The organism is Streptosporangium amethystogenes subsp. fukuiense (assembly GCF_042665875.1).
GTDB classification, from domain to species: domain Bacteria; phylum Actinomycetota; class Actinomycetes; order Streptosporangiales; family Streptosporangiaceae; genus Streptosporangium; species Streptosporangium fukuiense.
In genome coordinates this window covers 4,439,057-4,461,237 of the sequence record NZ_JBHTEE010000001.1, presented here as the reverse complement: position 1 = coordinate 4,461,237, position 22,181 = coordinate 4,439,057, and the positions used below count along the sequence as shown (strand labels likewise).

Sequence of the window (22,181 nt, the reverse complement as noted above, 5' to 3'; positions counted from 1 at the left end):
AGGATGCTCTTTACCGAAGGCTCCGTGGCCCTGGTAACAGGCGGGTCGCGCGGAATCGGGCGGGCGGTGGCGCTCGATCTGGCCAGGGAGGGCGCCCACGTCGTGGTCAACTACCTGCGCGCCGAGCAGGATGCCAAGGACCTCGTCGCCCAGATCGAGCAGGAGGGTGGCGGCGCGACGGCCGTGCAGGCCGACGTCACCAAGGAGGAGGAGGTCCAGCAGCTCTTCCGCGGCCTGCGCTCCGACTTCGGCCGGCTGGACGTGCTGGTGACCAGCGCGGGCATCACCCGCGACCGGCACCTCGTCGCCATGAGCCTCGCGCAGTTCCGCGAGCCGATGGACGTCAACGTCACCGGCACCTTCCTGAGCTGCCGGGAGGCTCTCCGGATCATGCAGCACCAGCGGCGCGGCTCGATCGTGACGCTGTCGTCGGTCAGCGGGCTCGACGGTGGCTTCCCCGGCCAGACGAACTACGTGGCGTCCAAGGGGGCGATCATCGCCTTCAGCAAGGCGCTGTCCTACGAGGCGGCGCCGCACGGCGTCCGGGTCAACGTGGTGGCCCCCGGCTTCGTCGCCACCGACATGACCCGCAGCGTTCCCGCCCAGATCAGGAAGCAGTACGAGTCCCGCATCCGGCTGGGCCGGATGGGCAGGCCCGAGGAGATCGCGTCGATCGTGAGCTTCCTCGCCTCGGACAAGGCCTCGTACGTCACCGGAGAGGTGATGGTCGCCCACGGTGGCGGCCTGGGCTGAGCCTGTCATCGCAAGCACGAGCTTCGACAGCACGAGCACGGAGGAAAGATGACCATCGACGAGCTGCGCGCCAGGGCCGCCCAGCGTCAGCAGGCGTGTGACCAGATCAAGAAGATGATCGTGAACCGGTTGGATCTGGAGATCGAGCCGAACTGGATCACCGACGACCAGCCCCTGTTCGGCCGCGGCCTTGAGCTGGACAGTCTGGACATCCTTGAGCTCTACGTGGCGATCGAGGCGGAGTTCGGGGTGGCCCTCTACGACAGCGAGATGGCGGTCTTCGGCTCGGTGTCCCGGCTCGCGGAGACGATCAAGCCCGAACTGCGAGCGGCAGCCGCGGTATGACCGTTGCCCAGTCGTCCAGGGAATCGCTCAGCCTGAACAACGACCAGATCAGGGAGCTGATCCCGCATCGCTGGCCGATGCTGCTGCTCGACCGGGTCGACAAGGTCGAGCCGGGCGTCAAAGGCACCGCGATCAAGAACGTCACCGGGACCGAGATCTGGTTCCAGGGACATTTCCCCGACGAGGCGATCCTGCCGGGCGTCGTGGTCATCGAGGCGATGGCCCAGCTCGCCGGAGTGGTCTTCTCGCTCACCGGGACAAGCAAGATCAGTTACTTGGCGGGGGTCAGGTCGATGCGCTTCCGTCGCCGGATCGTCCCCGGTGACCAGCTGGTCCTGACCGCGGAGCGGAGCGCGGGCGGCAGAGGCTTCGGGGAGTACCGGGTCTCGGCGCGAGTGGACGGGAACATCGCCGCCGAAGGAATCATCACGATCGCCGACCCGGCGGCCGGCAGCACTCATGGAGAGGTGTGAGAAATGGAATCCGTGCTTGCGAACGCGCATCCGGAGGAGACCGTCTTCGGCGAGGTGCTGGACGCGACGGTTCCGCTGCGCTTCTCGACGCCGGCCGAGGAGTACAAGGCCCTCAGGGAGCGGGCCGCGATGCTCGACCTGAGCGGGCTCGGCCTGATCGAGATCAGCGGTGACGGCGCCGTCGACTTCGCGCAGCGGGTCCTCGCCCGCGACGTCGAGTATCTGACCTCCGAGCGCTGCATGATGAGCCTCGTCCTGGACGAGTCAGGACAGATCGTCGACCAGGTGGTCGTGTGGGGCCGGGAGAACGGGATGTTCCTGGAGAGCTCCTGCGGAGCCGGGCCGCGCCTGCTCGAACACCTGCAGAAGCACAACGACGAGGGCGTCGACATCGTCGACCGCTCCGGCGAGCTGACGATCCTGGGCCTGGAGGGCCCCTACGCCTGGGGCGTGGTGGGCCGGCTGATCGACAGCGAGCTGGCCTCGCTGCCTTTCGAGGCCGTGGTGGACACGACCTGGAACGGCGTGGACATCGTGTTCGGGCGGACCGGGTTCACCAGCGAGTACGGCTACCAGATGATCGTGCCCAGGGAGTCGGCCGCCGAGCTGTGGAGGCGGTCGCTGGAGCAGGCGGTGCCCGCCGGCAACGAGGCGCTGGAGATCGCCATGCTGGAGGTCCGGCAGCCGGTGATCCGGCACGAGGCGACCGACGGGGTCAGCATCATCGAGGGCGGCGCCAACTGGCTCGTCGACATCACCAAGGAGTCGTTCATCGGCAGGGAGGCGGTGCTGGAGGCGTTCAACGGCTCCGTCGCCCGCCGGACCCTCGGCTTCGGCGGCGGCGACTCGGTCCCCGAGCCCGGCACCCGGGTCCTGGCCGCCGGTCAGGACATCGGCGAGGTGGTGTACGCGGTGCACAGCCTCGGGCTGGGCACCACGCTCGGCCTGGCACGGGTGGACGCGGAGTTCGCCGCGGCGGGCCTGACGTTCACCGTCGGCGACACCGAGGTCACCACGCTGACCAGCCCCTACATCGCACCCAAGAGCTGGAGCATCCCGATCATCTGATCGGTCGATCGTCGAAGAAGGAGTGAGCATGGCGTCGCGCCCCGTCGTCATCACCGGTCTGGGTGTAATCTGCGCCATCGGCCGTGACCCGGAAGAGTTCTGGCTACGGCTCATGGCCGGCCAGGGTGGTGTCACCCCGGTCGACGACGAGGCGTTCGCCGTGTTCACCGCCAGGTACGCGGGCCAGGTCCCCGAGGAGTGGATCACCGGGCAACTGCCGGACTCCGACGCCGCCCTGGACCGCACCGCCCAGCTGGCCCTCATCGCGGCACGTCAGGCCGTCGGCCAGGCGGGGCTGTCGGCGGGCGACGTCGAGGCCGATCGGTTCGGGCTGGTGCTCGGCAAGTGCCAGGCGACCCCCGACGCGGCGGGCCGCTACCAGCCCATGCACCGCACCGGCGACGTGGTGGCCGGGCGGCTGGGCATGCGCGGGCCGCGCATCCTGGTGTCGACGGCGTGCGCGGCCGGCGGCAACGCCGTCGGCCTGGCCAAGGACAAGATCCTCACCGGTGAGGCGGACGTGGTGCTGGCCGGCGGCGTCGACCCGCTGCTGTTCGGGACCTACGCCGGGTTCGCCGGGTTGCAGGCGCTCAGCACCGGGCCCTGCGCGCCCTACAGCCGCTCCGACGGCCTCAACCTCGGCGAGGGCGCGGCCTTCCTGCTGCTCGAACCGCTGGACCGGGCGCTGGAGCGGGGGGCGACCCCGCTGGCCGAGGTCGCCGGGTACGGGCTGTCCGCGGACGCCTACCACGCGACCGCGCCCGACCCCACCGGGCGAGGCGGTGCGAGCGCGGTACGCCGGGCGCTGGCCGACGCGGGCATGAGCACCGACGACGTGAGCTACGTCAGCGGGCACGGCACCGGGACGCCGGCCAACGACGCGATGGAGGCCAAGGTCATGCGGGCGGTCTTCGGTGACCGCGCGCCGCGGGTGCCCACCAGCAGCATCAAGTCCTTCGTCGGCCACACCCTGGGCGCGGCCGGCGCGGTCGAGGCGGTCGCCGGCGTGCTGGCGCTCCGGCACGGCATGGCGCCGCCGACCATCGGCTTCGACACCGAGGTCACGACGGACCTGGACTTCGTGCCCAACGTGGCCAGGCGGATGCCGATCGAGACCGTGGTCTCCAACAACTACGCCTTCGGCGGCAACAACGTCGCGCTCGCGCTGACCACCCCGGGGAGCGTGCGGGATTACGAGGAGTTCCCCGACCGGCCGGTCGTGATCAGCGGTCTGGGCCCGGTCAGCGGGCTGGGCACCGGGATCGCCGAAGTGGCCGAGGCCATCGCGGAAGGCCGCCAGGCCGTCGGCCGGGCGCCCTCGCTGGAGGGGCGGACGTTCGCGCCCCGCTCGCTCTGGCGGCATATGAACCACCTGTCCAGGATGGCGATCGCGGCCTCCCGGCTGGCCTGGGAGGACGCCGGGATCAAGCTGCCCAGGGCGGCGCTGGACAACGTCGGGTTGATCTTCGCGACCGCGGCGGGCTCGGTGGAGAGTACCGGCGGATTCGACGAGAGCGTCGCGGTCGACCCGAACAAGCCGGCCGTGCTGAGCTTCTCCAACGTGGTGCTGAACGCCACCGGCGGCGCGGTCTGCCAGACCCTGGGGCTGCGCGGCCCGACCACCACGATCTGCAACGGCGAGGCCTCGGCCTCGATCGCGCTGGACTGCGCCGTTGAGATGATCAAGGCGGGCAAGGCGGACGTGGTGCTGGTGGTGGCGGCGGACGAGGCGACGGCCGCCGGGGCCGCCGGGGCCGCCGGGGACACAGCGGTCACCCCCTATGACCGGGAGCGCACGGGGTCCGTTCCCGGATCCGCGGCAGTGGCCATCCTGGTGGAGTCGGCCGAGCACTGCGCCGAACGCGGGGGGCGCGCCTACGCGCGAATCCTGGGCAGCGGCCACGCCGGTACCGGGGAGCAGGGCGAGCGGGAGTCGATCAGGCGCAGCCTGGCAGGTCTCTCCGCGGGGCAGGCCGGTCTGGTCGTCGGCGCGGGTACCGGCGGCCGGTACGACGCCGACGAGGCGGCGGTCCTGCTCGAACTGGTGCCGGACGGCCTGCTCACCACCTCGGTCGGGCAGACCGGTGACTGCCAGGCGGCCTCGGGCGCGATGAACCTCGCCGTGGCCGCCCTGGCGATCCGCGACGGGATCGCTCCCGCGCTGCACGGCCTGGAACACCCGTACGCCGGTGAGGTGGAGTCCTACGTCAGGAAGCCGCACCTGTCGGAGGCGGTCGATCAGGCGCTGGTGCTGACCGCGGCGGCCGACTCGGTGCGCGGCGCCGTCCTGCTGGGGGCGATGCCATGAGACCGGTTCCCGAGGCCGGCCCGCCGTTCGACGTCTCGGAGACCGATCGGCTGCTGACCACCACCCGGTCCGTCCGGCGGCGGCTCGACCTTGACCGGCCGGTGCCGCGCGAGGTCGTGGAGGAGGCCCTGGAGGTCGCCGTCCAGGCCCCGACCGCCAACAACCAGCAGCACTGGCGCTGGCTGGTGGTCACCGAGGCCGGCATCAAGGAGAAGCTCGCCGAGATGATGCGGGTCTCCTGGAACTTTCACCGCAACGACGTATGGACCGGTGCCGGTCGCAGGAGGAACACCGAGGCGGCACGGCGGAACAACGCATCGGTGGTCGCGCTGGCCGAGGGGATCGCGAGGGTGCCCGTCCTGGTCATCCCCTGCGTGCTCGGCCGGCCGCCGGACATCGCGGCCATCGACGCCGCCTGGGAACGGCAGATGGCGGCCAAGCCCGCGGAGGACACCGGACACGGGGTGCGGCTCGGCGCCATGCGGGCGAGCACCTTCTACGGCTCGATCTTCCCGGCGATCTGGTCCTTCCAGCTGGCACTGCGCAGCCGGGGCCTGGGCAGCACGATCACCTGCATGCACGTGCCCTTCGAGCGGCAGGTGGGCGAACTGCTCAACATCCCGTCCGGGGTCACCCAGGTGTGCATGGTGCCGGTCGCCTACACGATCGGTACCGACTTCCAACCGGCGAAGCGGTACCGAGCCAGAGAACGCACGTATTGGGAGGGATGGCAGACATGACCGTTGAGTACGCCGACGTAGTCGTCGTCGGTGGCGGAATCGCGGGCGCGTCCGCGGCCAGCAAGCTGGCCGCGGGTGGTCTGTCGGTCGTCTTGCTGGAGAAGCAGAAGGTCTACCAGGACCTGGTGCGCGGTGAGTGGCTGGCGCCCTGGGGCGTTCGGGAGGCACAACTGCTCGGCGTCGCCGACTGCTTCGCGGCCGGCGGTGCCTGGGAGATCCGCGAGTGGATGACCTGGGACGAGGCCATTCCCGCGGACGAGGTCGAGGCCATCGACATGACCCGGTCGATGCCCGAGGTCGGCGGCCCGCAGTCCTTCCCGCACCACGCGGTGTGCGAGCTGATGGCGGCGCAGGCGGCGGAGTACGGCGCCAGGCTGGTGATGGACGCGGCCAAGATCAAGGTCACTCCCGGCGCGGAGCCGAGGGTCACCTACCTCGACAACGGCACCGAGCACGAGATCAGGACCAGGATGGTGCTCGGCGCCACCGGCCGGGTCGGCAACGTCGGCCGGCAGATCGGCGTCTCGATGAGCGGCTCCGTGCACCACTGGGGCGGCGGCATGATGGTCGAGGGGCTGGACGACTGGCCCTCCGACGTACAGGCGATGGGCACCGAGGGCGACGTCATGTTCATGGTGTTCCCGCAGGGCTTCGGCCGGGCGCGGCTCTACCTCAACCTCGCGACCGGCACCCAGCACCGCTACCGCGGACCCGACGCGGTGCGGAACTTCCTGAACGCCTTCGAGCTCAACTGCCTGCCCGACCGGGGCAAGGCGGTGACCCAGGCGATCCCCGCCGGGCCGCTGGCGGTCTGGCCGTCGATGACGCTCATCCCCGACGGGCCGCCGCTGACCGATGGGGTGGTGCTGATCGGCGACGAGGCGGGAAACGGCGACACCGTGCTGGGCACCGGCCTGTCGTGCAGCATGCGCGACGCCAGGACCGTCGCCGACATCCTGCTGGAGAACGACGACTGGTCGGTGGGGGCCTTCGACCCCTACCTGAAGGAGCGCAAGGCGCGGATGGACCGACTGAACTTCGGCGCGGCCATCATCAGCAAGCTGTACGCGGAGTTCGGGCCCGAGGCCACCGAGCGGCGCAGGCGCGCCCGCCGGTTGATGTCGCAGAACGTCGCACTGCAGGTGACGGGGCTGTTGAACATGGTGCCCCCGGAGGATGTGCCGGAGTTCGGCTTCAGTGAGTTCTTCGCCGAACGGTTGTTTAGGGAGACCGCATGAGCATGGAATCGTTGGTCAACAGGACGCTGCACGTCAACGGCGTCGACATCGCGTTCGTCGACCAGGGCGAGGGCGACCCGGTGGTCCTGCTGCACGGATTCCCGGACTCCTCCTACCTGTGGCGCCACCAGATCCCGGCGCTGGTCGAGGCGGGTTTCCGGGTCATCGCCCCGGACCTGAGAGGGTTCGGCGAGTCCGGCAAGCCGCAGGAGGTCGAAGCCTACGACATGCAGACGATCGTCAACGACGTCGTCGAGCTGACCCTGGCACTGGGCATCCGCAAGGCGCACCTGGTCGGCCACGACTGGGGTGCCGCCATCGCGTGGATGTACTCGTTCCTGATGCCCCGCAGGGTCGACCACCTGGCCGTGCTGTCGGTCGGCCACCCGGGGGTGTTCTCCACCCCGACGCTGGAGCAGCGGGCGGCCTCCTGGTACATGCTCTTCTACCAGTTCCCCGGGGTGAGCGAGGCGCTGCTGCGCCGCAACGGGTGGCGGCTGTTCAAGCAGATCATGGGCCGCGAGGGCGACCACACCCGCTACCTGCGCGACCTGGCCCGCCCGGGCGCGCTGACAGCCGGACTGAACTGGTACCGGGCCAACCGCTCGCCGGAGTCCGAACTCCGTCCCGAGCGGCCCTTCCCGCCGGTTCTCGCCCCCACGCTGGGCATCTGGTCGGCCGGTGACAAGGCCATGATGGAGGAGGGCATGACCGGCTCCGCCAAGTACGTCAAGGGCCCCTGGCGCTACGAGCGGATCGAGGACGCCAGTCACTGGATCCCCCTCGACGCCCCCGATCAGGTCAACAAGCTGCTGATCGGCTTCCTGGGCACCGAGAAGCCGGCCGAGGCGGCCAACCGCCGCAGGCGGCGGCTCTAGCCGGGGGGACAGGGAGATCTCATGCTCGGGTTCCTGTTTCCCGGACAGGGCACGGTCCGCGTCGGCATGGGCGCCTGGCTGCGCCGCAAGCCGGTGGCCGCGCAGGTGTTCGCCCAGGCGGACGAGCTGCTCGGGCAGCCGATCTCGCCGCTCTGCGCCAAGGGGCCGCTGGACCGCCTGGTCGCCACCGAGCACGCCCAGCCGGCGGTGACCGTGTGCAACCTGGCGGCGCTGGCCGTGCTCCGCGCCGATGGGCACGAACCCGGCCTGGTCGCGGGGCACAGCGTCGGCGAGCTCAGCGCGCTGTACGCGGCGGGCGTGCTCGACCTGGCGGGCACGCTCCGGCTGGTGGAGATCCGGTCCCGGCTGATGGCCGAGGTCGGGGTGACGGGCGGGATGAGCGCGGTGATGGGGCCGGCCGTCGAGGAGGTCGAGGCGCTGGCCGCCGAGGCCGCCACCGCGGACGAGCCGCTCGTCGTAGGCCTGGAGAACGCGCCGGGCCACACGGTGGTCTCCGGCGCCCTGCCCGCGATCGAGCGGCTGGGCAAGCTGGCGAGCGGCGCCAGAAAGATCGTGCCGCTCCAGGTCAGCAACGCCTTCCACTCTCCGCTGATGGCCCCGGCGGTGCCCGGCTGGCGGGAGGCGGTGCGCGCCGCGCCGATGGCGCCGCCCCGCGTCCCGGTCGTGCCCAACGTCACCGCCGAACCCACCACGGATCTGGACGTGATCAGGGAGGCACTGATCACCCAGCTCACCGAGCGGGTGCGGTGGACCGAGACGGTGCTGCGGACCACCACGACCACCCTCTGCGTCGAGGTGGGAGACAGCAAGGTGCTCGCCGGGCTGTCGCGCGGCGTCGGCGCCCGCTGCCTGAGCATGACCGACCCCGGCACACCGCGGCGGCTGGCCCAGGAGCGGGGCGCGTGAGCCGGTGGGGCTGCGCCATGGTCTCCTTCGCCGGGCTCTCCCGGCCGAAGGAGCTCCTCGGCGAGATGCGGCTGGAGCAGGTCTACACCCGCCCGGAACGTCTGCGATCGGGCACCGGCCGCACCCTCCAGCACTGGGCGGGCCGCCTCGCGGCCAAGCGGGCGGTGCTGCGCCTGCTGGACGTCGCGGAGACCGCCGAGCATCTGGGCCAGGCGGAGGTGCTGCCCCGGCCCACCCCGATGTGCTCCCGGAGCGCCGTCTGCCTGCACGGGCACCCGCCCGGCGTACGGCTGAGCGGTGCCCTCGCCGACGCGGCGGGGGACAGGGAGCGGATCCGGATATCCATCAGCCACACCGCCGCCTGCGCGCTGGCGGTCGCGCTGGTCTCGGCGCGGCTCCCCGAAGACGACCACCCCGATGGGGTTTGACGATGAGGTTCGACGGTGAGGCCTGACATGGACATGCGACAGATCGCGGAAAACCACCTGAAGGCCTGGCAGAGCGGGGACGCCGAGGCGGTGGCCGCGTCGGTGGACGCCTTCGGCGATCCGGACACGGCGGGCCCGCTGAGCGGGGAGGCGCTGGCCGCCCACGCGGGCGAGGTACTGGCCCGGTTCGGCAACCTGCGCTTCCACGTCGAGCACCTGGCAGCCACCGAGGAGTTCGCCGTGCTCTCCTGGACGTTGGAGGCCGACCACCGCGCCCCCTACCTGGCCATGCCCGCCGTCGGCAGGCCCGTCCACGTCACCGGGACCGACCTGCTGGTCAGGGAGGGGGGGACGGTGCGCGTCCAGCGGTGCTTCGACCGGCTGGCCGTCGCCGCCGCGCTGGGATTCGAGGCCAGGTTCGTGCCCGAGGCCGACGAGGAGCGGGAGTTCGGGGTGAGCACGCGGACCACCCCGGGGCGTACCGCACGTCCCGGCGCCCTGGCGCTGACCTGGCTGGAGGTCGACGACGGCGCGCAGGCGGCCGAGGTCGACCTGCTCAGCGTGGAGGTCGTCAAGGCTTTGCGCGCCTCGAAGGGATTCCTCGGCGCCTCGACCTTCGACATCGGCAGGCGCAAGTTCACCCTGAGCGCCTTCGACCGCCCGGAGTCCGTCCGCGCCGTACACGGCCGGCCCCACCAGCGGGCGATGCGGCGCTTCTTCAAGGGTGGACTGTGCACCCGGGCGCTCACCAGCATCTGGCTGCCGGCCACGGTCCGCGAATACGCCCGCTGTCCCGACTGCGAGACCGTCTTCTCGACGGACGAGGGCGCGGCCTGTGGTTGTGGCTGGATTCCTGAGCGCGAATCCCTATTGTGACTGGAGTGCGATCTTGCCCACCCCTTCCCCCTGGTCCCCCTTCACCGCCGAGCACCGGCTTGACGACGGTGACCGGCCAACCGTGGTGTTCATGTCCGCCCTGTTCGCCGGAGGCTGGATCTGGGATCATCCCTACCGGCGGCTGGAGAGCGCCGGCTGGCCGGTGCTCCGCACCAACGAGCCCATCTGCGCGCTCGACAGCAAGATCGTCGGTTCGATCGAACGACTCGGCGACGTGCTGCTCGAGGTCTGTGACGAGGCGGGGGTCAAGGACATCGTCATCTGCGCCAACTCCCTCGGCGGCCTGGTCGCGATCGACCTGGCGGGCCGCTTCCCCGAGCGGGTACGCGGCATCGTGGTGAGCGGGGCCCCCGGTCTGACCCCCGACCCCGACGTCGGCCTGAGCTTCGACCGCAGAGCGAGCGTGCAGCCCGCCGGCGAGGAGTTCCGCGACCGCATGCTGAGCGCCCTGTTCCACGGCGAGCCGCTCTTCACCGAGGAGCAGCTGGAGACGACCGCCACCCTGCTGCGGCACCCGCCCGCGATGGTGAGCATGGCCCGCAGCATCAAGGCCACCCGCGTCTACAAGGTGCTGCCGGCCATGGACAAGGTGACCTGCCCGTCGATGTACGTGTGGGGGGAGCACGACCGGATGACCCCGGTCGACGCCTGGGTGAAGGCCCTGGCCGGCTACCCGCAGTACGAGATGGTCCTGGTCGGGGAGTGCGGGCACATCCCGATGATCGAGCGCGCCGAGGAGTACTCGGCCTGCCTCGACCGGTTCCTGGCGCCCTTCGCCGAGGCGGCCGGGACGGCCGGAGCGCCCGCGTGACCCGCTCGGCGGTCCTGGTGGGCGTGGACATCGTGGAGACGGACCGGATCGCCAGGACCGTCTCCGACGGCGGCGCCGCCTACGGCAGGCGGGTCACCACGCCCGCCGAGCGGGAACTGCACGCCGGCTCGCCTCTCGCGGCCGCCGCCTCGTTCGCGGTCAAGGAGAGCTTCATCAAGGCGGTGGGCGGCCGGCCGGCCGGGTTCGACTGGCACGACTTCGAAGAGCGGGGCGAGGAGCAGCGGTGGGCCACCCCGCTGCTGGCCGAGGCGGCGTCGGTGCTGGGCGCGTCCACCGAGCTGACACTGACCACGGGCGCGTCGTACACCATCAGGGGCGCCAGCCGCCGTGCCGCCCTGGCCCGGCTGGCGCCGCGGGAGAACGACGCCCCGGTGGCCGGCGCGGCCCGGTGGGGCCTCCGCGCCGGACTGCTCGTCGCGCTGGCGATAGTGACCGTCGATTCCAAGGGAGCATTGTGATGTCGCTTGTCCAGGCGGAGGGGGAGACCTTCGTCGAACCCGGAGAGTCGATCCAGCGAGCGCTCGACGAGGCGGGGCCGGGAGCGACCATCCGCCTGACCGAGGGAACCTACGCCGAGAGCCTGTGGATCAGGCACAGCGGGGTCACCCTGGTCGGTGAGGGGCCGGAGCTGACCAGGCTGGTTCCCGGTGCGGCGGCGGAGGTGGGCATCCCGCAGCTGCACGACGCGTCGGAGGACGTGGTCAGCGGCGTCAGCGTGCACGGTGACGGCATCCGCGACGTCACCGTGCGCGGGCTGGCGGTGAGCGGCTTCTCCGGCTCCGGCGTCTACGCGCACACGGTCCAGGGGCTCGTCGTCGAGGACGTCGAGGCGCGGGACAACGACTTCTGGGGCATCTACGTCCGCGAGTCCAGCGGTGTCGAGGTACTGCGCTGCCGGGCCTCGGGGAGCCAGTACGCGGGCATCGCGCTGAGCTTCTGTCCCGAGGCGAACGCGCTGGTCGCGGAGAACGAGACCTCCGCCAACGCCTTCGGGATCTTCGTCGACAACTCCTCGAAGGCGCGGATGCTGCGCAACACCTGCCACGGCAACTCCGCCGGGCTGCTCCTGCTCAACCAGACCTACGAGGGCGAGCTGCCGGGTGGGGTGAACGACTGCCTGGTGGCGGAGAACGAGCTCCGCGGCAACGGGCTGCTCAGCGGGGAGGGCAACCCGAACGGCCTCGGCGAGGCGGGCCCGCCGATCTCCGGGGTGGGCCTCGCGCTGATCGGCGCCCACCGCGTCACCGTGGTGGGAAACCGGATCCACGACAACCACCCGAGCGGCCCCTCGGTCATGGGCGGGGCGTTCGTGCTGGGATCGTCCAAGGACTGGGGAGGCGACGAGTCCCTGGACAACCACATCTCCTGGAACCGGATCACCGGCAACACCCCGCTCGACGTCCAGGTCGACGCCGACTTCACCCGGCAGGGTTTCGCCAACAACGTGGCGAACGCCACCGCGCCCGACACGATCGAGGGCTGCGCCGCCGAGGAAACCCGATGACCGCCACCCTGAGCTGTACGGGGCTGAGCAAGAGGTACGGCGACATCCTCGCCGTACAGGACGTCGGCTTCTTCATCGAGAAGGGGGAGGCCTACGGCCTGCTCGGTCCCAACGGGGCGGGCAAGACCACCGCGATCTCCATGCTGGTGGGCCTGCTGCAGCCGGACACGGGGAGCGTACAGGTCTGTGGCCACGATCTCGCGACCGATCCGCTCGCGGCGAAGGCGAAGATCGGGTACGTCCCGCAGGAGATCGCGCTCTACCCCGACCTGACCGGCAGGGAGAACCTGCGCTTCTTCGGCAGGCTCTACGGGCTGCCCCGGCGGGAGCTGGCGAAGCGGATCGACGAGGTGCTCGACTTCGTCGGCCTGTCGGACCGGGCGGACGGAAAGATCGACACCTACTCGGGCGGGATGAAGCGCCGGATCAACATCGGCGCGGCCCTGCTGCACCGGCCGGAGGTGCTCATCCTGGACGAGCCGACGGTCGGGGTGGACCCGCAGAGCCGCAAGGCCATCCTGGACGGGGTCGAGCAACTGGTGGCCGACGGCATGAGCCTGCTGTACACCTCGCACTACATGGAGGAGGTCGAGCGGGTCTGCAAGCGCGTCGGGATCATCGACCACGGCAAGGTCATCGCCGAGGGCACCCGCAAGGAACTCGTCTCCACCCTCGGCAGCGCGGACCGGGTCGAGCTCGTCCTCGACGGCGACCTGGACGTCGCGACCGACAAGCTGCGCGCGGTGGAGGGGGTCACCGAGGCGGTGCGGGTGGGCACCTCGTCCATCCGGCTGATCGTCAACGAGGGAAGTCACCTGCTGCCCACCCTCATCGCCGCGGTGCGGGGCATCGCCGTCGTGACGGCCGTCGAGGTCGTCGAACCCGACCTTGAGGCCGCGTTCCTGCACCTCACCGGCAACAAGCTGCGGGACTGACGATGCTGAGAGCTCTTTTCACGGTGAGCCGTCTCGAACTGCGCGCCAGGTTCATGGACGGTACGGCGGTGCTGACCGCCCTGCTCGCCCCCGTCGTGCTGGCCTCGCTGTTCGGGTTCGCCCTCGGCGGAGACGATCCGCCCCTGCGCGCCACCGTGGGCTTCGTCGATCTCGACGGCGGGGAGTTCCCCTCCAGCGTGCGCCGGGAGGTGCTGTCTGCCAAGGAACTCGACGGCATGCTGACCCTGCGCGACCTCACGACGGAGAAGGACGCGCAGCAGACCCTCGACGACGGGGACATCGGCGCGGCGATCGTGTTCCCCCCGGGGTTCAGCCAGGACGTCGGCGCCGGACGAGGGGGGAAGGTCACCGTGCTCACCTCCCCGGAGACACCGCTGGCCGGAGTGGTCGCGAGCAGCATCGTCGACCGGATCTCCGCCCTGGTGGACGCCCGCACCCTCGCGGTCAAGGCGTCCCTCGACGCCGGCGTCCCCGCGGACAAGGTCAAGGAGTTCGTCGAGCGCAACGGCGCGAGCGGTCCGGCGCTGACCCTGGAGAGCGACCCCATGGCGGGCGGAAAGGTCGACCTGTCGGTCTACTACGGCTCCGGCATGGCCGCGCTCTTCGCCTTCTTCGTGGTCGGCACCTCGGTCAGGAGCCTGCTCACCGAGCGCAACCTCGGCACGCTCAACCGGATGCGTGCCGCGCCCATCCGGCCGTGGATCCCGATCGTGGGCAAGGGGGTGGTCGGCTTCCTGCTGGCACTGGTCAGCGTCTGCGCCGTCTGGGCCTCCTCGGTGCTGCTGTTCGGCTCCACCTGGGGTGATCCGCTCGCGGTGTTCGCGCTCTGGACCGCGCACGTGCTGGCCGCCGCCGCGATCACCATGCTGGTGGCCAGCAGGGCGAGGACCGACTCCCAGGCCGACGGGCTGATCATGGGCGTCTCCTTCGTCTTCGCGTTCCTGGGCGGCAGCCTGGTGCCGATGTACAACCTGCCGGACTTCCTGCAGAAGGTGGCGCTGTTCACCCCGAACGGCTGGACGTCGACGGGACTGACCGAGCTCGCCGGTGGCGGCGGGGGCCTGGCGGCGGTCGCCGGCCCGATCGCCGCACTCTGCGGGATGGCACTCGTGGCCGGCGGCATCGCCGCCCTCGGCTTTCGGAAAGGACTACTCGGTTGAGCCCGAGCCCGGTCAGAGCCCTGGTGGCGGCCAACCTGCGCCGTCACTCCCGCGACAAGGTGGGCCTGTTCTTCATGGTGGTCATGCCGTTCGTGACCATCCTCTTCGTCGGGATGGCCCTGGGCGGAAGCGGGTCCGGGCAGGATCGGATACCGGTCGGGGTGGTCGCGCGGGACTCCGACCCGGTGGCGACGGCCGTACTGCGCCGGCTGGAGGCCGGCCCCGACCTCGCGATCGAGCGGATGGACACCGAGGAGCAGGTGCGGTCCGGGGTGCGGACCGGCGCCCTGGCCGCGGGGCTGCTGATCCCGCCCGGGTCCACCGATCTGGAGCTGGTCATGACCCAGACCAACGGCAGCGGCATGGCGGCACGCGGCATGATCGAGGTCGCGGTCGGCAAGGTGGCCGCGGTGCTCGAAGCCGTGCGGGCGGCCGAGGCGGCGGGCGCGTCCCCGGCCGAGGCCGAGGCTCTGGTGCGCAAGGCCCAGGCCTCCTCGGCCCAGGTGGCGGTGAGCACCAGCGGCGGCGCGGAGAGTTCCACGCCCCGCGGATTCGCCTACACCGCGCCCGCCAACGTGCTGCTGTTCACCTTCGTCAACTCCATGGCGGTCGCCGCGGCCCTGGCCGAGAGCCGCAGGCTGGGCATGATCCGCCGGTCCCTCGCCGGACCGGTGCGGGAGCGCTCGGTGCTGCTCGGAGAGGTGCTGAGCAGGCTCATCATCGCCGTCGTGCAGGCCTGCCTGATCATGGTGGTGAGCACGCTGATGTTCGATGTGTCCTGGGGAGACCCGGTGGGCGTCGCGGCGGTCGTCGGCTCGTTCTGCCTGGTGTCCACCGGTGCCGCGGTGCTGGTCGGCAGCCTGGTGCGGTCGCCCTCCCAGGCCCCGGCGATCGGGCCTCCGCTGGGCATCGTGCTCGGCATGCTGGGCGGCTGCCTGTGGCCGCGAGAGGTCGCGGGCGAGACCCTGAACATGATCGGCTACCTGGTCCCGCACGGCTGGGGGATGGACGCGCTGATCACTTTGACCAAACCGGGCAAGGGGCTGGGCTCGGTCCTCATCGAGGTGGCCGTACTGCTCGGGATGGCGGTGCTCCTGCTGGGCGTCTCGCTCGTGGTGTTCCGCAGGCGCATGCGCACGTCCAACTGACCGAACGCGGCACTGCGGAAAGGGGGCGGCGAATGCGCGTCCTGGTGACCGGCGGGACCGGTCTCACCGGCTCCCGTCAGGGGTGTGCGCTCACGGGCGGTGCCTCGGGGGCCGCGCCGGACCCGGCGGTCCGCACATGAAGGGCATCGTGCTGGCCGGGGGCTCGGGCACCCGGCTCCGGCCGCTGACCACGATCACCTCCAAGCACCTGCTGCCGGTCTACAACAAGCCGATGGTCTACTACCCGCTCTCGGTGCTGATGCTGGCCGGAATCCGGGAGATCCTGCTGATCAGCACCCCCGAGCACCTGCCGGGATTTCGGGCGCTGCTCGGCGACGGCTCCCGGCTGGGCCTGCGCCTGAGCTATGCCGTCCAGACCGCGCCCCGCGGGCTGGCCGACGCCCTGCTGGTCGGCGGGGAGTTCGTGGGCGACGACCCGCTGGCCCTCATCCTCGGCGACAACGTCTTCTACGGCCACGAACTCCCCTCGGTGCTCCGCGACGAGGTCGGCAAGCTCGACGGCTGCACGGTCTTCGGCTACCCGGTCGCCGATCCCGAACGGTACGGGGTGGCGGTCACCGGTGAGGAGGGCCGGCTGGTCGACATCGAGGAGAAACCGGCCCGGCCCCGGAGCAACCTCGCCGTCACCGGCCTCTACCTCTACGACAACGTTGCGCTGCGCTACGCCGCGGAGCTGACCCCTTCGGCGAGGGGCGAGTTGGAGATCACCGACCTCAACCGGCGCTTCCTCGCCGAAGGCCGCGCCCGGCTGGTCAACCTGGGCCGGGGCACGGCCTGGCTGGACACCGGCACGCCGGACAGCCTGCTGGAGGCCGGGGTCTTCGTGCAGGTGCTGGAGAAGCGGCAGGGCGTGCAGATCGCCTGCCTGGAGGAAGTGGCCTACCGGATGGGCTACATCGACGACCACGGGCTCCGCGAGCTGATCGGCCAGGTCGGGCCCGTGACGGAGGAGGGGCGCTACCTGGTCCGGGTGCTGGAAGCCGCGATATAAACCAAAGTTGACATAGGCGATCGCCTGTGTCGGGAGGGGGAGCCATGGAGCCGATGGGGCTTCTGGAGTGCAGCCCGCCGCTGGCCCGAGAGTCGCTGAACGCCCAGCAGGCCGCGGCGGTGGCGCGGGTCTTCAAGGCGCTCGGCGATCCGGTGAGGCTGCGCATCCTGTCGATCGTGGCCGCCGGTGGCGAGGCCTGCGTCTGCGACATCGCCGCGGCCTTCGAGGTCTCCCAGCCGACGGTCAGCCACCACCTCAAGGTCCTCAAGGAGGTCGGCCTGCTCACCTCCGAACGCCGCGCCTCCTGGGTCTACTACCGCGTCGTCCCCGAGTCCCTGGCGGAGCTGTCGGCCCTGCTGAACACTCCGGCCGCGGTCTGAGGCGAGGTGGCGGGTCAGGCGGCCGGGGCACGCCTAGCATGGAGGTATGCGCACCGATCCGGTGACGTTGTTCCTCTGCGGGGACGTCATGCTCGGCCGCGGCGTCGACCAGATCCTTCCGTACCCCGGTGACCCGACGCTGCGGGAGAGCCATGTCTGCGACGCTCGGACATATGTCGATCTCGCGGAGGCGGTGAACGGCCGAATTCCCCGGCCGGTCGGCTTCTCCTGGCCGTGGGGGGATGCCCTGGGAGTGCTGGAGGAGGTCGCGCCCGATACCCGGGTGGTGAACCTGGAGACGAGCGTCACCCGGAGCGATGACTTCGCGGTGGGGAAGGCCGTGAACTACCGGATGAATCCAGCCAACCTGCCCGGTCTGCTGGTCGCCCGGCCCGACGTCTGCGTGCTGGCGAACAACCACGTCATGGACTTCGGCCGACGAGGTCTGGAGGAGACGCTCGACGCCCTGGCCGACGCGGGGCTGCGGGCGGCGGGGGCGGGCCGGGAGGCGGGCGAGGCGCGGCGACCCGCGATCGTCACCGTCGAGGGCGGCGGGCGGGTCCTGGTCCTCTCCTGCGGGACGGAGTCCAGCGGCATTCCGCCGGAATGGGCGGCGGCCCCGGATCGAGGGGGTGTCGATCTCGTCTCGGAGCTGTCGGAGAGCGCCGCGGCCGAGGTGGCCGGCCGGGTGCGGCGGGTGAGGCGCCCCGGTGACGTCGCGGTTGTCTCCATCCACTGGGGCTCCAACTGGGGTTACCACGTCGCCCGGGAGCAGCGGCGCTTCGCGCACCGCCTGGTCGACGGCGGTGTCGACGTGGTGCACGGGCACTCCTCGCACCATCCCCGGCCCGTCGAGGTCTACCGGGGCAGACTCATCCTGTACGGCTGCGGTGACCTCATCGACGACTACGAGGGCATCACCGGCTATGAGGAGTACCGGGACGATCTTCGGCTGCTGTACTTCGTGTCGGTGGAACCGGAGTCGGGCAGGACGGCCGGTCTGCGGATGGTGCCCATGCGGGCCCGCCGGATGCGCCTCCGGCACGCCTCGGCCGAGGACTCCGAATGGCTGCGGGCGGTTCTCGACCGGGTCGGCCGCGACCTCGGCTCACGGGTCGACCTGGAGCCGGACGGCGCCCTCGCGCTCCGGTGGACGACATGACCGCAGGCGCCTCTCCCGAAGATCTCATCCGGGCCGTCCGGGCGGCGGGCGTCCGCGACGAGCGCCTGCTGGAGGCCGTACGCGCGACGCCGCGAGCCGGGTTCGTTCCCGCGGACCGTGTCGAGCTCGCATACTACGACGAGCCCATCCTGATCGGGCACGGGCTGGTGACCACGCAGCCCTCGCTGTCGGCAAGGATGATCGAAGGTCTCGGTCTCGGCGGGACGGAACACGTGCTTGAGATCGGCACCGGCCTCGGTTTTCAGACCGCGCTGCTCGCTCGCCTGGCCGCCGACGTCGTGACCATCGACCTGTGGGCGGATCTGGTCCGGCAGGCGCGCCGGAACCTCGCCCGGCAGGGGATCGGCAATGTCGAACTGCTCGTCGGGGACGGCGGCCGCGGCGTGCCGGACCGCGCCCCGTACGACGGCGTCGTGGTGTCGGCCGCCTTCCCCGAGGTCCCCCCGCCGCTGGTCGAACAGCTCCGGCCCGGCGGCCGTCTGGTACAGCCCATCGGACCGGGCGGGCGGGAGGAGGTCGTCCTGTTCCAGCGCACCGTGACCGGACTTGAGCGTCGGCAGGTCCTCACGCTGGCCAGCTTCGTCCGCCTTCGCGGAAGGTACGGCTTTCCGTCCTGAGCGGGTGCCCCGCCTCCCCGCGGACGGTGATCGGGAGCACGGCCTCCACGACCGTGCCGCCGCCCGAGGCCGGGCCGATGGGGCGGTGCGCAGGCTGATCCTGGCCATGTTGATCGCCATCGCCATGTCGGTCAGCGCGTGGCCGAGCCCGTCGTGCGGATCCCGGCACAGGCGACGGCACTCCTCCTCGCGGACGCCGGCCACCACGGCCGCCAGCGTGTCCCCCGGTTCGATGACGGCGGTCACGGCAGTTGCCAGACGCCGGAGAGCACCGCGGCCAGGACCAGCGCCGCGCCGGCCCCCAGCCAGAGCCCGCGCCGGGCCGAGTCGCGCAGCATCGCCAGCGCTCCCGCTCCCAGGCTCAGCGCCAGCAGGTAGACCGCGTGCCAGAACGCCGACCCCGAGGCCTCCTGGAACGTCCACATGGGGGAGGTCCACAGCACGAACTCCACCAGGAAGCCGAGGAAGCGCTCGGAGCTCTGATAGACGACGTAGTTGAAACCGACCAGCACGAACATGACCGCGAACGGCACGCCCCGGTAGGGCGCCCAGCGGGCGGTCGCCGTCCCCAGCAGCGTGGCTCCGAGCACGCACAGCGGCCCGGCGGCCATCTCCCACACCGTGGGGGTACGTCCCAGATCCACCTGGAACATCAGGCAGAGGCCCAGCAGCACCGCCTGGAACAGGCCGGCCAGCACGAACGGCCCGAGGGCGGCCAGGCAGGCGGCGGCCGTACGGTGCGCGCGGTCGACCGGTGTGGTGGACAGCAACTCGTCCGTGCCCGCCCTGCGTGCCGCGGTGCCGATGAGGTTCGCGGCGAAGAACGCAGGTACGCCCCACTCCATCACCATCTGAGCGGTGATCACCCTGAAGGAGTCCTGCGGCCACTCCCAGGTGTGGCTGAAGAGCACCGCCGTCATCAGCGCGGGCCCGAGCAGGGTGAGCGGGTGGCGGAGCAGCAGCCGGAGCTCGGTGTAGGCCAGCGCGGGCACCGCGTGACGCGTGGTCGCGGGCCACCGCTCCGCGAGCCGCGACAGCACGGCCATCGCAGTGCCTCCGGAGACCGGGCCGCCGGTCAGGGTCTCCGTAACCGGCCCGGTGTCCGCCGCCCGGGACAGGGCGCCGTGGTCGTACGTCATGCCGCCGCCTCCGCGGCCGTGCCGCCGAGCAGCAGCAGGTAGCCGTCCTCCACGGTCGGCTCGGCCAGGCGGGCACCCTCCGGAGCGGGCCCGATGTTGCGGAACAGCCCGTCACCGGTGCGCCAGGAGAGCACTCCCGACTTCTCCGCGGAGAACCAGACCCGGCCCTCGGCCAGTGCCCGGATCTCCTCGGGCGTGCCCTCGAACTCGCACCGTCCCGCCTTGAGCACGACCACCCGGTTGCAGAGGGCGGCGACGTCCTCGGTCTGGTGGGTGGAGAGCACGACGGCCCGGTCCTGCCCGATGTGCGAGATCAGCTCGCGGAACCGGAGCCGCTGCTCGGGGTCCAGGCCGACGGTCGGCTCGTCCAGCAGGATCAGCTCGGGGTCGCCGAGCAGGGTCTGCGCGATGCCCAGCCGCCGCCGCATGCCGCCGGACAGCGTCCGGATCCGCTTCCCGCTCACGGAGGTCAGCCCGACCTCCTCGATCACCCGGCGCACCTCGTCGTGCCGGGCCCGCCGCTCCACCATCTCCTTCAGGATCGCCACGTAGTCGACGAACTCGAAGACGGTGAACCCCCGCTGGTAGCCCGGCTCCTGCGGCAGGTATCCCAGCCGCCGCCGGATCTCCAGCCGGTCCCCGGCCGGGTCCCGGCCGAGCAGTCTCAGCTCGCCCTCGTCCGGTGCGAGCACGGTCGCCAGCATCCTGATCAGCGTGGTCTTACCCGCGCCGTTCGGCCCCAGCAGGCCGGTCACCCCCTTTCCCGCGGTGAAGGTGAGCCCGTCCAGGGCCCGGCCGCGACCGTAGGTCTTCACCAGACCCGCTGCCTCGATCATGAGAACTCCCTGCGGCGCGCGATGAGCAGAACGCCGGATACGAAGGTGATGGCCAGGTAGCCCGCCTGGCCGGCGCCGCCGAACATCGCCAGGCTCGGCTCGCGGAGGTTCGTGGCGACGACCACGAGCAGCCAGGTCGCGGCCACGGCCGCCCCGCAGTGGCGCGGGTCGAACCGGCTGGAAAGGACGAGGGTCAGCGAGGTCAATGCGAGCGAGGGCAGCAGCCACGCGGCCACGGTCCAGTCGTCGCCCAGCAGACCGAGGCCCATCACCAAGGCCAGCGCCGACGAGGACGTCAGCACCGCGGCGGCGCGCATCAGCATCAGCCGGAACATCGAGTACGGAGCCGCCAGGCCGATCTCGTGGGCCGGATCGCCGTCCCGGCCGAAGGCCACGGCGACTCCGGCGACCGGCAGGATCGGGGCCAGCGTGAGATAGGAGAGCAGCCCCCACCGGGTCGTCTCCCCCGAGGCCAGCGCGGCGAACAGGAGCGCCACGGTGCTGGCCGCGATCCACGGCAGGCGCAGCGAGTGGGTGGCGCCCAGCAGCCGGGCCGTGTGGTCGTGGACGCCGATCGCCCGCAGCAGCCGTTCGAACGGTCCCGGCGCGGGCGTGTCCACCGCGTCGGCCACCTCCGCCCAGACCCGGTCCAGCCGGGAGCGCGGTACCCGGGGCGCGAGCAGGCTCCGGCATTGATCGCAGGCCAGCAGGTGGGCCTCGACCGAGGCGGCCAGGGTCGGGTTCAGTTCCCCGTCGGCGTACCTGACGGCCAGGCCGTCGTCCATGTGCCAGGTGCTCATACCAGCTCCTCCCTCAACAGTGCCTTCGCTCGCATCATCCGGGTCTTGACGGTCCCGGCGGGGATGCCGAGCAGCCGACCGGCCTCCCGGGTGGTCAGCCCGTCCAGCACCGTGGCCTGGACCACCGCGCGCAGTTCCGGGGAGAGCCGGCCCATCGCCTGGCCGAGCTCGCCGTACTCGATGCCGAGCAGCACCTGCTCCTCGGCCGAGACCATGACCTGTTCGTAGGCGGGCAGTGGCACCGCCGGGCGGCGGCGGAGCTGGTCCAGCAGGCGGCGGATACCGATGCCCCAGATCCAGGCCGCGACCTCTCCCTTGCCCTTCCAGGTGCGCGCCGTACGCCAGACGGCCACGAAGGTGTCCTGGACCGCCTCGTCCACCAGCGCCGGGTCGGCGCACCGGCGGGTGAGCCGGATGACGAGCCAGGGTGCGTGCCGGGCGTAAAGGACCTCAAGGGCCCGGCGGTCCCCGTCGGTGACGGCCTCGAGCAGTCGAGCGTCCGTCCAGCTCTCGTGCTCGCTCATGGGAGCCCTTTCAACGGTGTCATGCCTCTCTGTCG

At 71.3% G+C, this 22,181-nt stretch carries 25 protein-coding genes; 21 read left to right on the top strand and 4 right to left on the bottom strand.

The window, feature by feature from the left end:
• Positions 1-3: 3 nt before the first annotated feature.
• The 21 genes from fabG (at position 4) to ACFQVD_RS18795 (ending at position 18,847) form a co-directional block, all read left to right on the top strand.
• A complete protein-coding gene (gene fabG / locus ACFQVD_RS18895) occupies positions 4-753 on the top strand; it encodes a 3-oxoacyl-ACP reductase FabG (RefSeq protein ID WP_030916371.1) in 750 nt (249 codons plus the stop codon).
• Between the two features lie 48 nt (positions 754-801).
• On the top strand, positions 802-1,098 hold the full coding sequence (locus ACFQVD_RS18890; RefSeq protein ID WP_343964540.1) for an acyl carrier protein: 297 nt from the start codon (positions 802-804) through the stop codon (positions 1,096-1,098).
• Positions 1,095-1,571, top strand: coding sequence for a 3-hydroxyacyl-ACP dehydratase FabZ (gene fabZ, locus ACFQVD_RS18885; protein WP_030916365.1), 477 nt, complete (start codon positions 1,095-1,097; stop codon positions 1,569-1,571). Before ACFQVD_RS18890 ends, fabZ begins: the two co-directional genes overlap by 4 nt.
• A 3-nt stretch (positions 1,572-1,574) precedes the next feature.
• Entirely contained in the window at positions 1,575-2,639 is a 1,065-nt protein-coding gene (locus ACFQVD_RS18880; protein ID WP_343964543.1) for an aminomethyltransferase family protein, read from the top strand.
• 28 nt (positions 2,640-2,667) lie between these two features.
• Entirely contained in the window at positions 2,668-4,947 is a 2,280-nt protein-coding gene (locus tag ACFQVD_RS18875; protein WP_343964545.1) for a beta-ketoacyl-[acyl-carrier-protein] synthase family protein, read from the top strand.
• Positions 4,944-5,687, top strand: a complete 744-nt coding sequence (locus ACFQVD_RS18870; protein WP_343964547.1) for a nitroreductase family protein — start codon at positions 4,944-4,946, stop codon at positions 5,685-5,687. Before ACFQVD_RS18875 ends, ACFQVD_RS18870 begins: the two co-directional genes overlap by 4 nt.
• A complete protein-coding gene (locus ACFQVD_RS18865) occupies positions 5,684-6,925 on the top strand; it encodes an FAD-dependent oxidoreductase (protein WP_343964549.1) in 1,242 nt (413 codons plus the stop codon). Before ACFQVD_RS18870 ends, ACFQVD_RS18865 begins: the two co-directional genes overlap by 4 nt.
• Positions 6,922-7,803 carry an alpha/beta fold hydrolase gene (locus ACFQVD_RS18860; protein ID WP_343964551.1) on the top strand — a complete coding sequence of 294 codons (882 nt, stop codon included), beginning with the start codon at positions 6,922-6,924 and terminating at the stop codon, positions 7,801-7,803. Before ACFQVD_RS18865 ends, ACFQVD_RS18860 begins: the two co-directional genes overlap by 4 nt.
• Positions 7,804-7,824: 21 nt before the next feature.
• The gene (locus tag ACFQVD_RS18855; protein WP_343964553.1) at positions 7,825-8,730 is read left to right on the top strand and encodes an ACP S-malonyltransferase; all 906 of its coding nucleotides are present in this window, start codon (positions 7,825-7,827) and stop codon (positions 8,728-8,730) included.
• Positions 8,727-9,158, top strand: coding sequence for a phosphopantetheinyl transferase (locus ACFQVD_RS18850; RefSeq protein ID WP_343964555.1), 432 nt, complete (start codon positions 8,727-8,729; stop codon positions 9,156-9,158). The genes ACFQVD_RS18855 and ACFQVD_RS18850 overlap by 4 nt, the downstream gene beginning before the upstream one ends.
• A gap of 27 nt (positions 9,159-9,185) precedes the next feature.
• On the top strand, positions 9,186-10,034 hold the full coding sequence (locus ACFQVD_RS18845; protein WP_343964557.1) for an ester cyclase: 849 nt from the start codon (positions 9,186-9,188) through the stop codon (positions 10,032-10,034).
• Positions 10,035-10,047: 13 nt separating this feature from the next.
• Positions 10,048-10,866: an alpha/beta fold hydrolase gene (locus ACFQVD_RS18840; RefSeq protein WP_343964559.1), complete on the top strand. Its 819-nt coding sequence runs from the start codon at positions 10,048-10,050 to the stop codon at positions 10,864-10,866.
• Entirely contained in the window at positions 10,863-11,345 is a 483-nt protein-coding gene (locus ACFQVD_RS18835) for a 4'-phosphopantetheinyl transferase superfamily protein (protein WP_343964561.1), read from the top strand. Before ACFQVD_RS18840 ends, ACFQVD_RS18835 begins: the two co-directional genes overlap by 4 nt.
• Positions 11,345-12,391 (top strand): right-handed parallel beta-helix repeat-containing protein, encoded by a 1,047-nt coding sequence (locus ACFQVD_RS18830; protein WP_343964563.1) that lies wholly within the window; start codon positions 11,345-11,347, stop codon positions 12,389-12,391. The genes ACFQVD_RS18835 and ACFQVD_RS18830 overlap by 1 nt, the downstream gene beginning before the upstream one ends.
• A complete protein-coding gene (locus tag ACFQVD_RS18825; RefSeq protein WP_343964565.1) occupies positions 12,388-13,326 on the top strand; it encodes an ABC transporter ATP-binding protein in 939 nt (312 codons plus the stop codon). Before ACFQVD_RS18830 ends, ACFQVD_RS18825 begins: the two co-directional genes overlap by 4 nt.
• 2 nt (positions 13,327-13,328) lie before the next feature.
• A complete protein-coding gene (locus ACFQVD_RS18820) occupies positions 13,329-14,507 on the top strand; it encodes an ABC transporter permease (protein ID WP_343964567.1) in 1,179 nt (392 codons plus the stop codon).
• Positions 14,504-15,655, top strand: a complete 1,152-nt coding sequence (locus tag ACFQVD_RS18815; protein WP_343964569.1) for an ABC transporter permease — start codon at positions 14,504-14,506, stop codon at positions 15,653-15,655. The genes ACFQVD_RS18820 and ACFQVD_RS18815 overlap by 4 nt, the downstream gene beginning before the upstream one ends.
• 136 nt (positions 15,656-15,791) lie before the next feature.
• Positions 15,792-16,667, top strand: coding sequence for a glucose-1-phosphate thymidylyltransferase RfbA (gene rfbA / locus ACFQVD_RS18810; protein WP_343964571.1), 876 nt, complete (start codon positions 15,792-15,794; stop codon positions 16,665-16,667).
• Between the two features lie 44 nt (positions 16,668-16,711).
• Positions 16,712-17,047 carry an ArsR/SmtB family transcription factor gene (locus tag ACFQVD_RS18805; protein ID WP_343964573.1) on the top strand — a complete coding sequence of 112 codons (336 nt, stop codon included), beginning with the start codon at positions 16,712-16,714 and terminating at the stop codon, positions 17,045-17,047.
• A 46-nt stretch (positions 17,048-17,093) separates the two neighbouring features.
• The gene (locus ACFQVD_RS18800; RefSeq protein ID WP_343964575.1) at positions 17,094-18,209 is read left to right on the top strand and encodes a CapA family protein; all 1,116 of its coding nucleotides are present in this window, start codon (positions 17,094-17,096) and stop codon (positions 18,207-18,209) included.
• On the top strand, positions 18,206-18,847 hold the full coding sequence (locus ACFQVD_RS18795; protein WP_343964577.1) for a protein-L-isoaspartate O-methyltransferase family protein: 642 nt from the start codon (positions 18,206-18,208) through the stop codon (positions 18,845-18,847). Before ACFQVD_RS18800 ends, ACFQVD_RS18795 begins: the two co-directional genes overlap by 4 nt.
• Before the next feature lie 242 nt (positions 18,848-19,089).
• Here the strand turns inward: ACFQVD_RS18795 and ACFQVD_RS18790 are convergent, their stop codons facing one another.
• From ACFQVD_RS18790 to ACFQVD_RS18775, 4 genes are read right to left on the bottom strand one after another with little or no spacing between them, the layout of a single operon-like run.
• A complete protein-coding gene (locus ACFQVD_RS18790) occupies positions 19,090-19,986 on the bottom strand; it encodes a hypothetical protein (protein ID WP_343964579.1) in 897 nt (298 codons plus the stop codon).
• Positions 19,983-20,822, bottom strand: coding sequence for an ABC transporter ATP-binding protein (locus ACFQVD_RS18785; RefSeq protein ID WP_343964581.1), 840 nt, complete (start codon positions 20,820-20,822; stop codon positions 19,983-19,985). Before ACFQVD_RS18785 ends, ACFQVD_RS18790 begins: the two co-directional genes overlap by 4 nt.
• Complete coding sequence (locus ACFQVD_RS18780) at positions 20,819-21,622, bottom strand: zf-HC2 domain-containing protein (RefSeq protein WP_343964584.1); 804 nt, start codon at positions 21,620-21,622, stop codon at positions 20,819-20,821. The genes ACFQVD_RS18785 and ACFQVD_RS18780 overlap by 4 nt, the downstream gene beginning before the upstream one ends.
• Complete coding sequence (locus tag ACFQVD_RS18775) at positions 21,619-22,146, bottom strand: RNA polymerase sigma factor (RefSeq protein WP_343964587.1); 528 nt, start codon at positions 22,144-22,146, stop codon at positions 21,619-21,621. Before ACFQVD_RS18775 ends, ACFQVD_RS18780 begins: the two co-directional genes overlap by 4 nt.
• Positions 22,147-22,181: the final 35 nt, after the last annotated feature.

Coding starts and splice junctions, on each gene's coding strand:
- ACFQVD_RS18890 (WP_343964540.1), top strand. CDS start 802: ATGACCATCGACGAGCTGCGCGCCAGGGCCGCCCAGCGTCAGCAGGCG.
- ACFQVD_RS18830 (WP_343964563.1), top strand. CDS start 11,345: ATGTCGCTTGTCCAGGCGGAGGGGGAGACCTTCGTCGAACCCGGAGAG.
- ACFQVD_RS18845 (WP_343964557.1), top strand. CDS start 9,186: ATGGACATGCGACAGATCGCGGAAAACCACCTGAAGGCCTGGCAGAGC.
- ACFQVD_RS18860 (WP_343964551.1), top strand. CDS start 6,922: ATGAGCATGGAATCGTTGGTCAACAGGACGCTGCACGTCAACGGCGTC.
- rfbA (WP_343964571.1), top strand. CDS start 15,792: ATGAAGGGCATCGTGCTGGCCGGGGGCTCGGGCACCCGGCTCCGGCCG.
- ACFQVD_RS18820 (WP_343964567.1), top strand. CDS start 13,329: ATGCTGAGAGCTCTTTTCACGGTGAGCCGTCTCGAACTGCGCGCCAGG.
- ACFQVD_RS18870 (WP_343964547.1), top strand. CDS start 4,944: ATGAGACCGGTTCCCGAGGCCGGCCCGCCGTTCGACGTCTCGGAGACC.
- ACFQVD_RS18825 (WP_343964565.1), top strand. CDS start 12,388: ATGACCGCCACCCTGAGCTGTACGGGGCTGAGCAAGAGGTACGGCGAC.
- ACFQVD_RS18875 (WP_343964545.1), top strand. CDS start 2,668: ATGGCGTCGCGCCCCGTCGTCATCACCGGTCTGGGTGTAATCTGCGCC.
- ACFQVD_RS18780 (WP_343964584.1), bottom strand. CDS start 21,622: ATGAGCACCTGGCACATGGACGACGGCCTGGCCGTCAGGTACGCCGAC.
- ACFQVD_RS18785 (WP_343964581.1), bottom strand. CDS start 20,822: ATGATCGAGGCAGCGGGTCTGGTGAAGACCTACGGTCGCGGCCGGGCC.
- ACFQVD_RS18800 (WP_343964575.1), top strand. CDS start 17,094: ATGCGCACCGATCCGGTGACGTTGTTCCTCTGCGGGGACGTCATGCTC.
- ACFQVD_RS18795 (WP_343964577.1), top strand. CDS start 18,206: ATGACCGCAGGCGCCTCTCCCGAAGATCTCATCCGGGCCGTCCGGGCG.
- ACFQVD_RS18855 (WP_343964553.1), top strand. CDS start 7,825: ATGCTCGGGTTCCTGTTTCCCGGACAGGGCACGGTCCGCGTCGGCATG.
- ACFQVD_RS18880 (WP_343964543.1), top strand. CDS start 1,575: ATGGAATCCGTGCTTGCGAACGCGCATCCGGAGGAGACCGTCTTCGGC.
- ACFQVD_RS18790 (WP_343964579.1), bottom strand. CDS start 19,986: ATGACGTACGACCACGGCGCCCTGTCCCGGGCGGCGGACACCGGGCCG.
- fabZ (WP_030916365.1), top strand. CDS start 1,095: ATGACCGTTGCCCAGTCGTCCAGGGAATCGCTCAGCCTGAACAACGAC.
- ACFQVD_RS18775 (WP_343964587.1), bottom strand. CDS start 22,146: ATGAGCGAGCACGAGAGCTGGACGGACGCTCGACTGCTCGAGGCCGTC.
- fabG (WP_030916371.1), top strand. CDS start 4: ATGCTCTTTACCGAAGGCTCCGTGGCCCTGGTAACAGGCGGGTCGCGC.
- ACFQVD_RS18805 (WP_343964573.1), top strand. CDS start 16,712: ATGGAGCCGATGGGGCTTCTGGAGTGCAGCCCGCCGCTGGCCCGAGAG.
- ACFQVD_RS18865 (WP_343964549.1), top strand. CDS start 5,684: ATGACCGTTGAGTACGCCGACGTAGTCGTCGTCGGTGGCGGAATCGCG.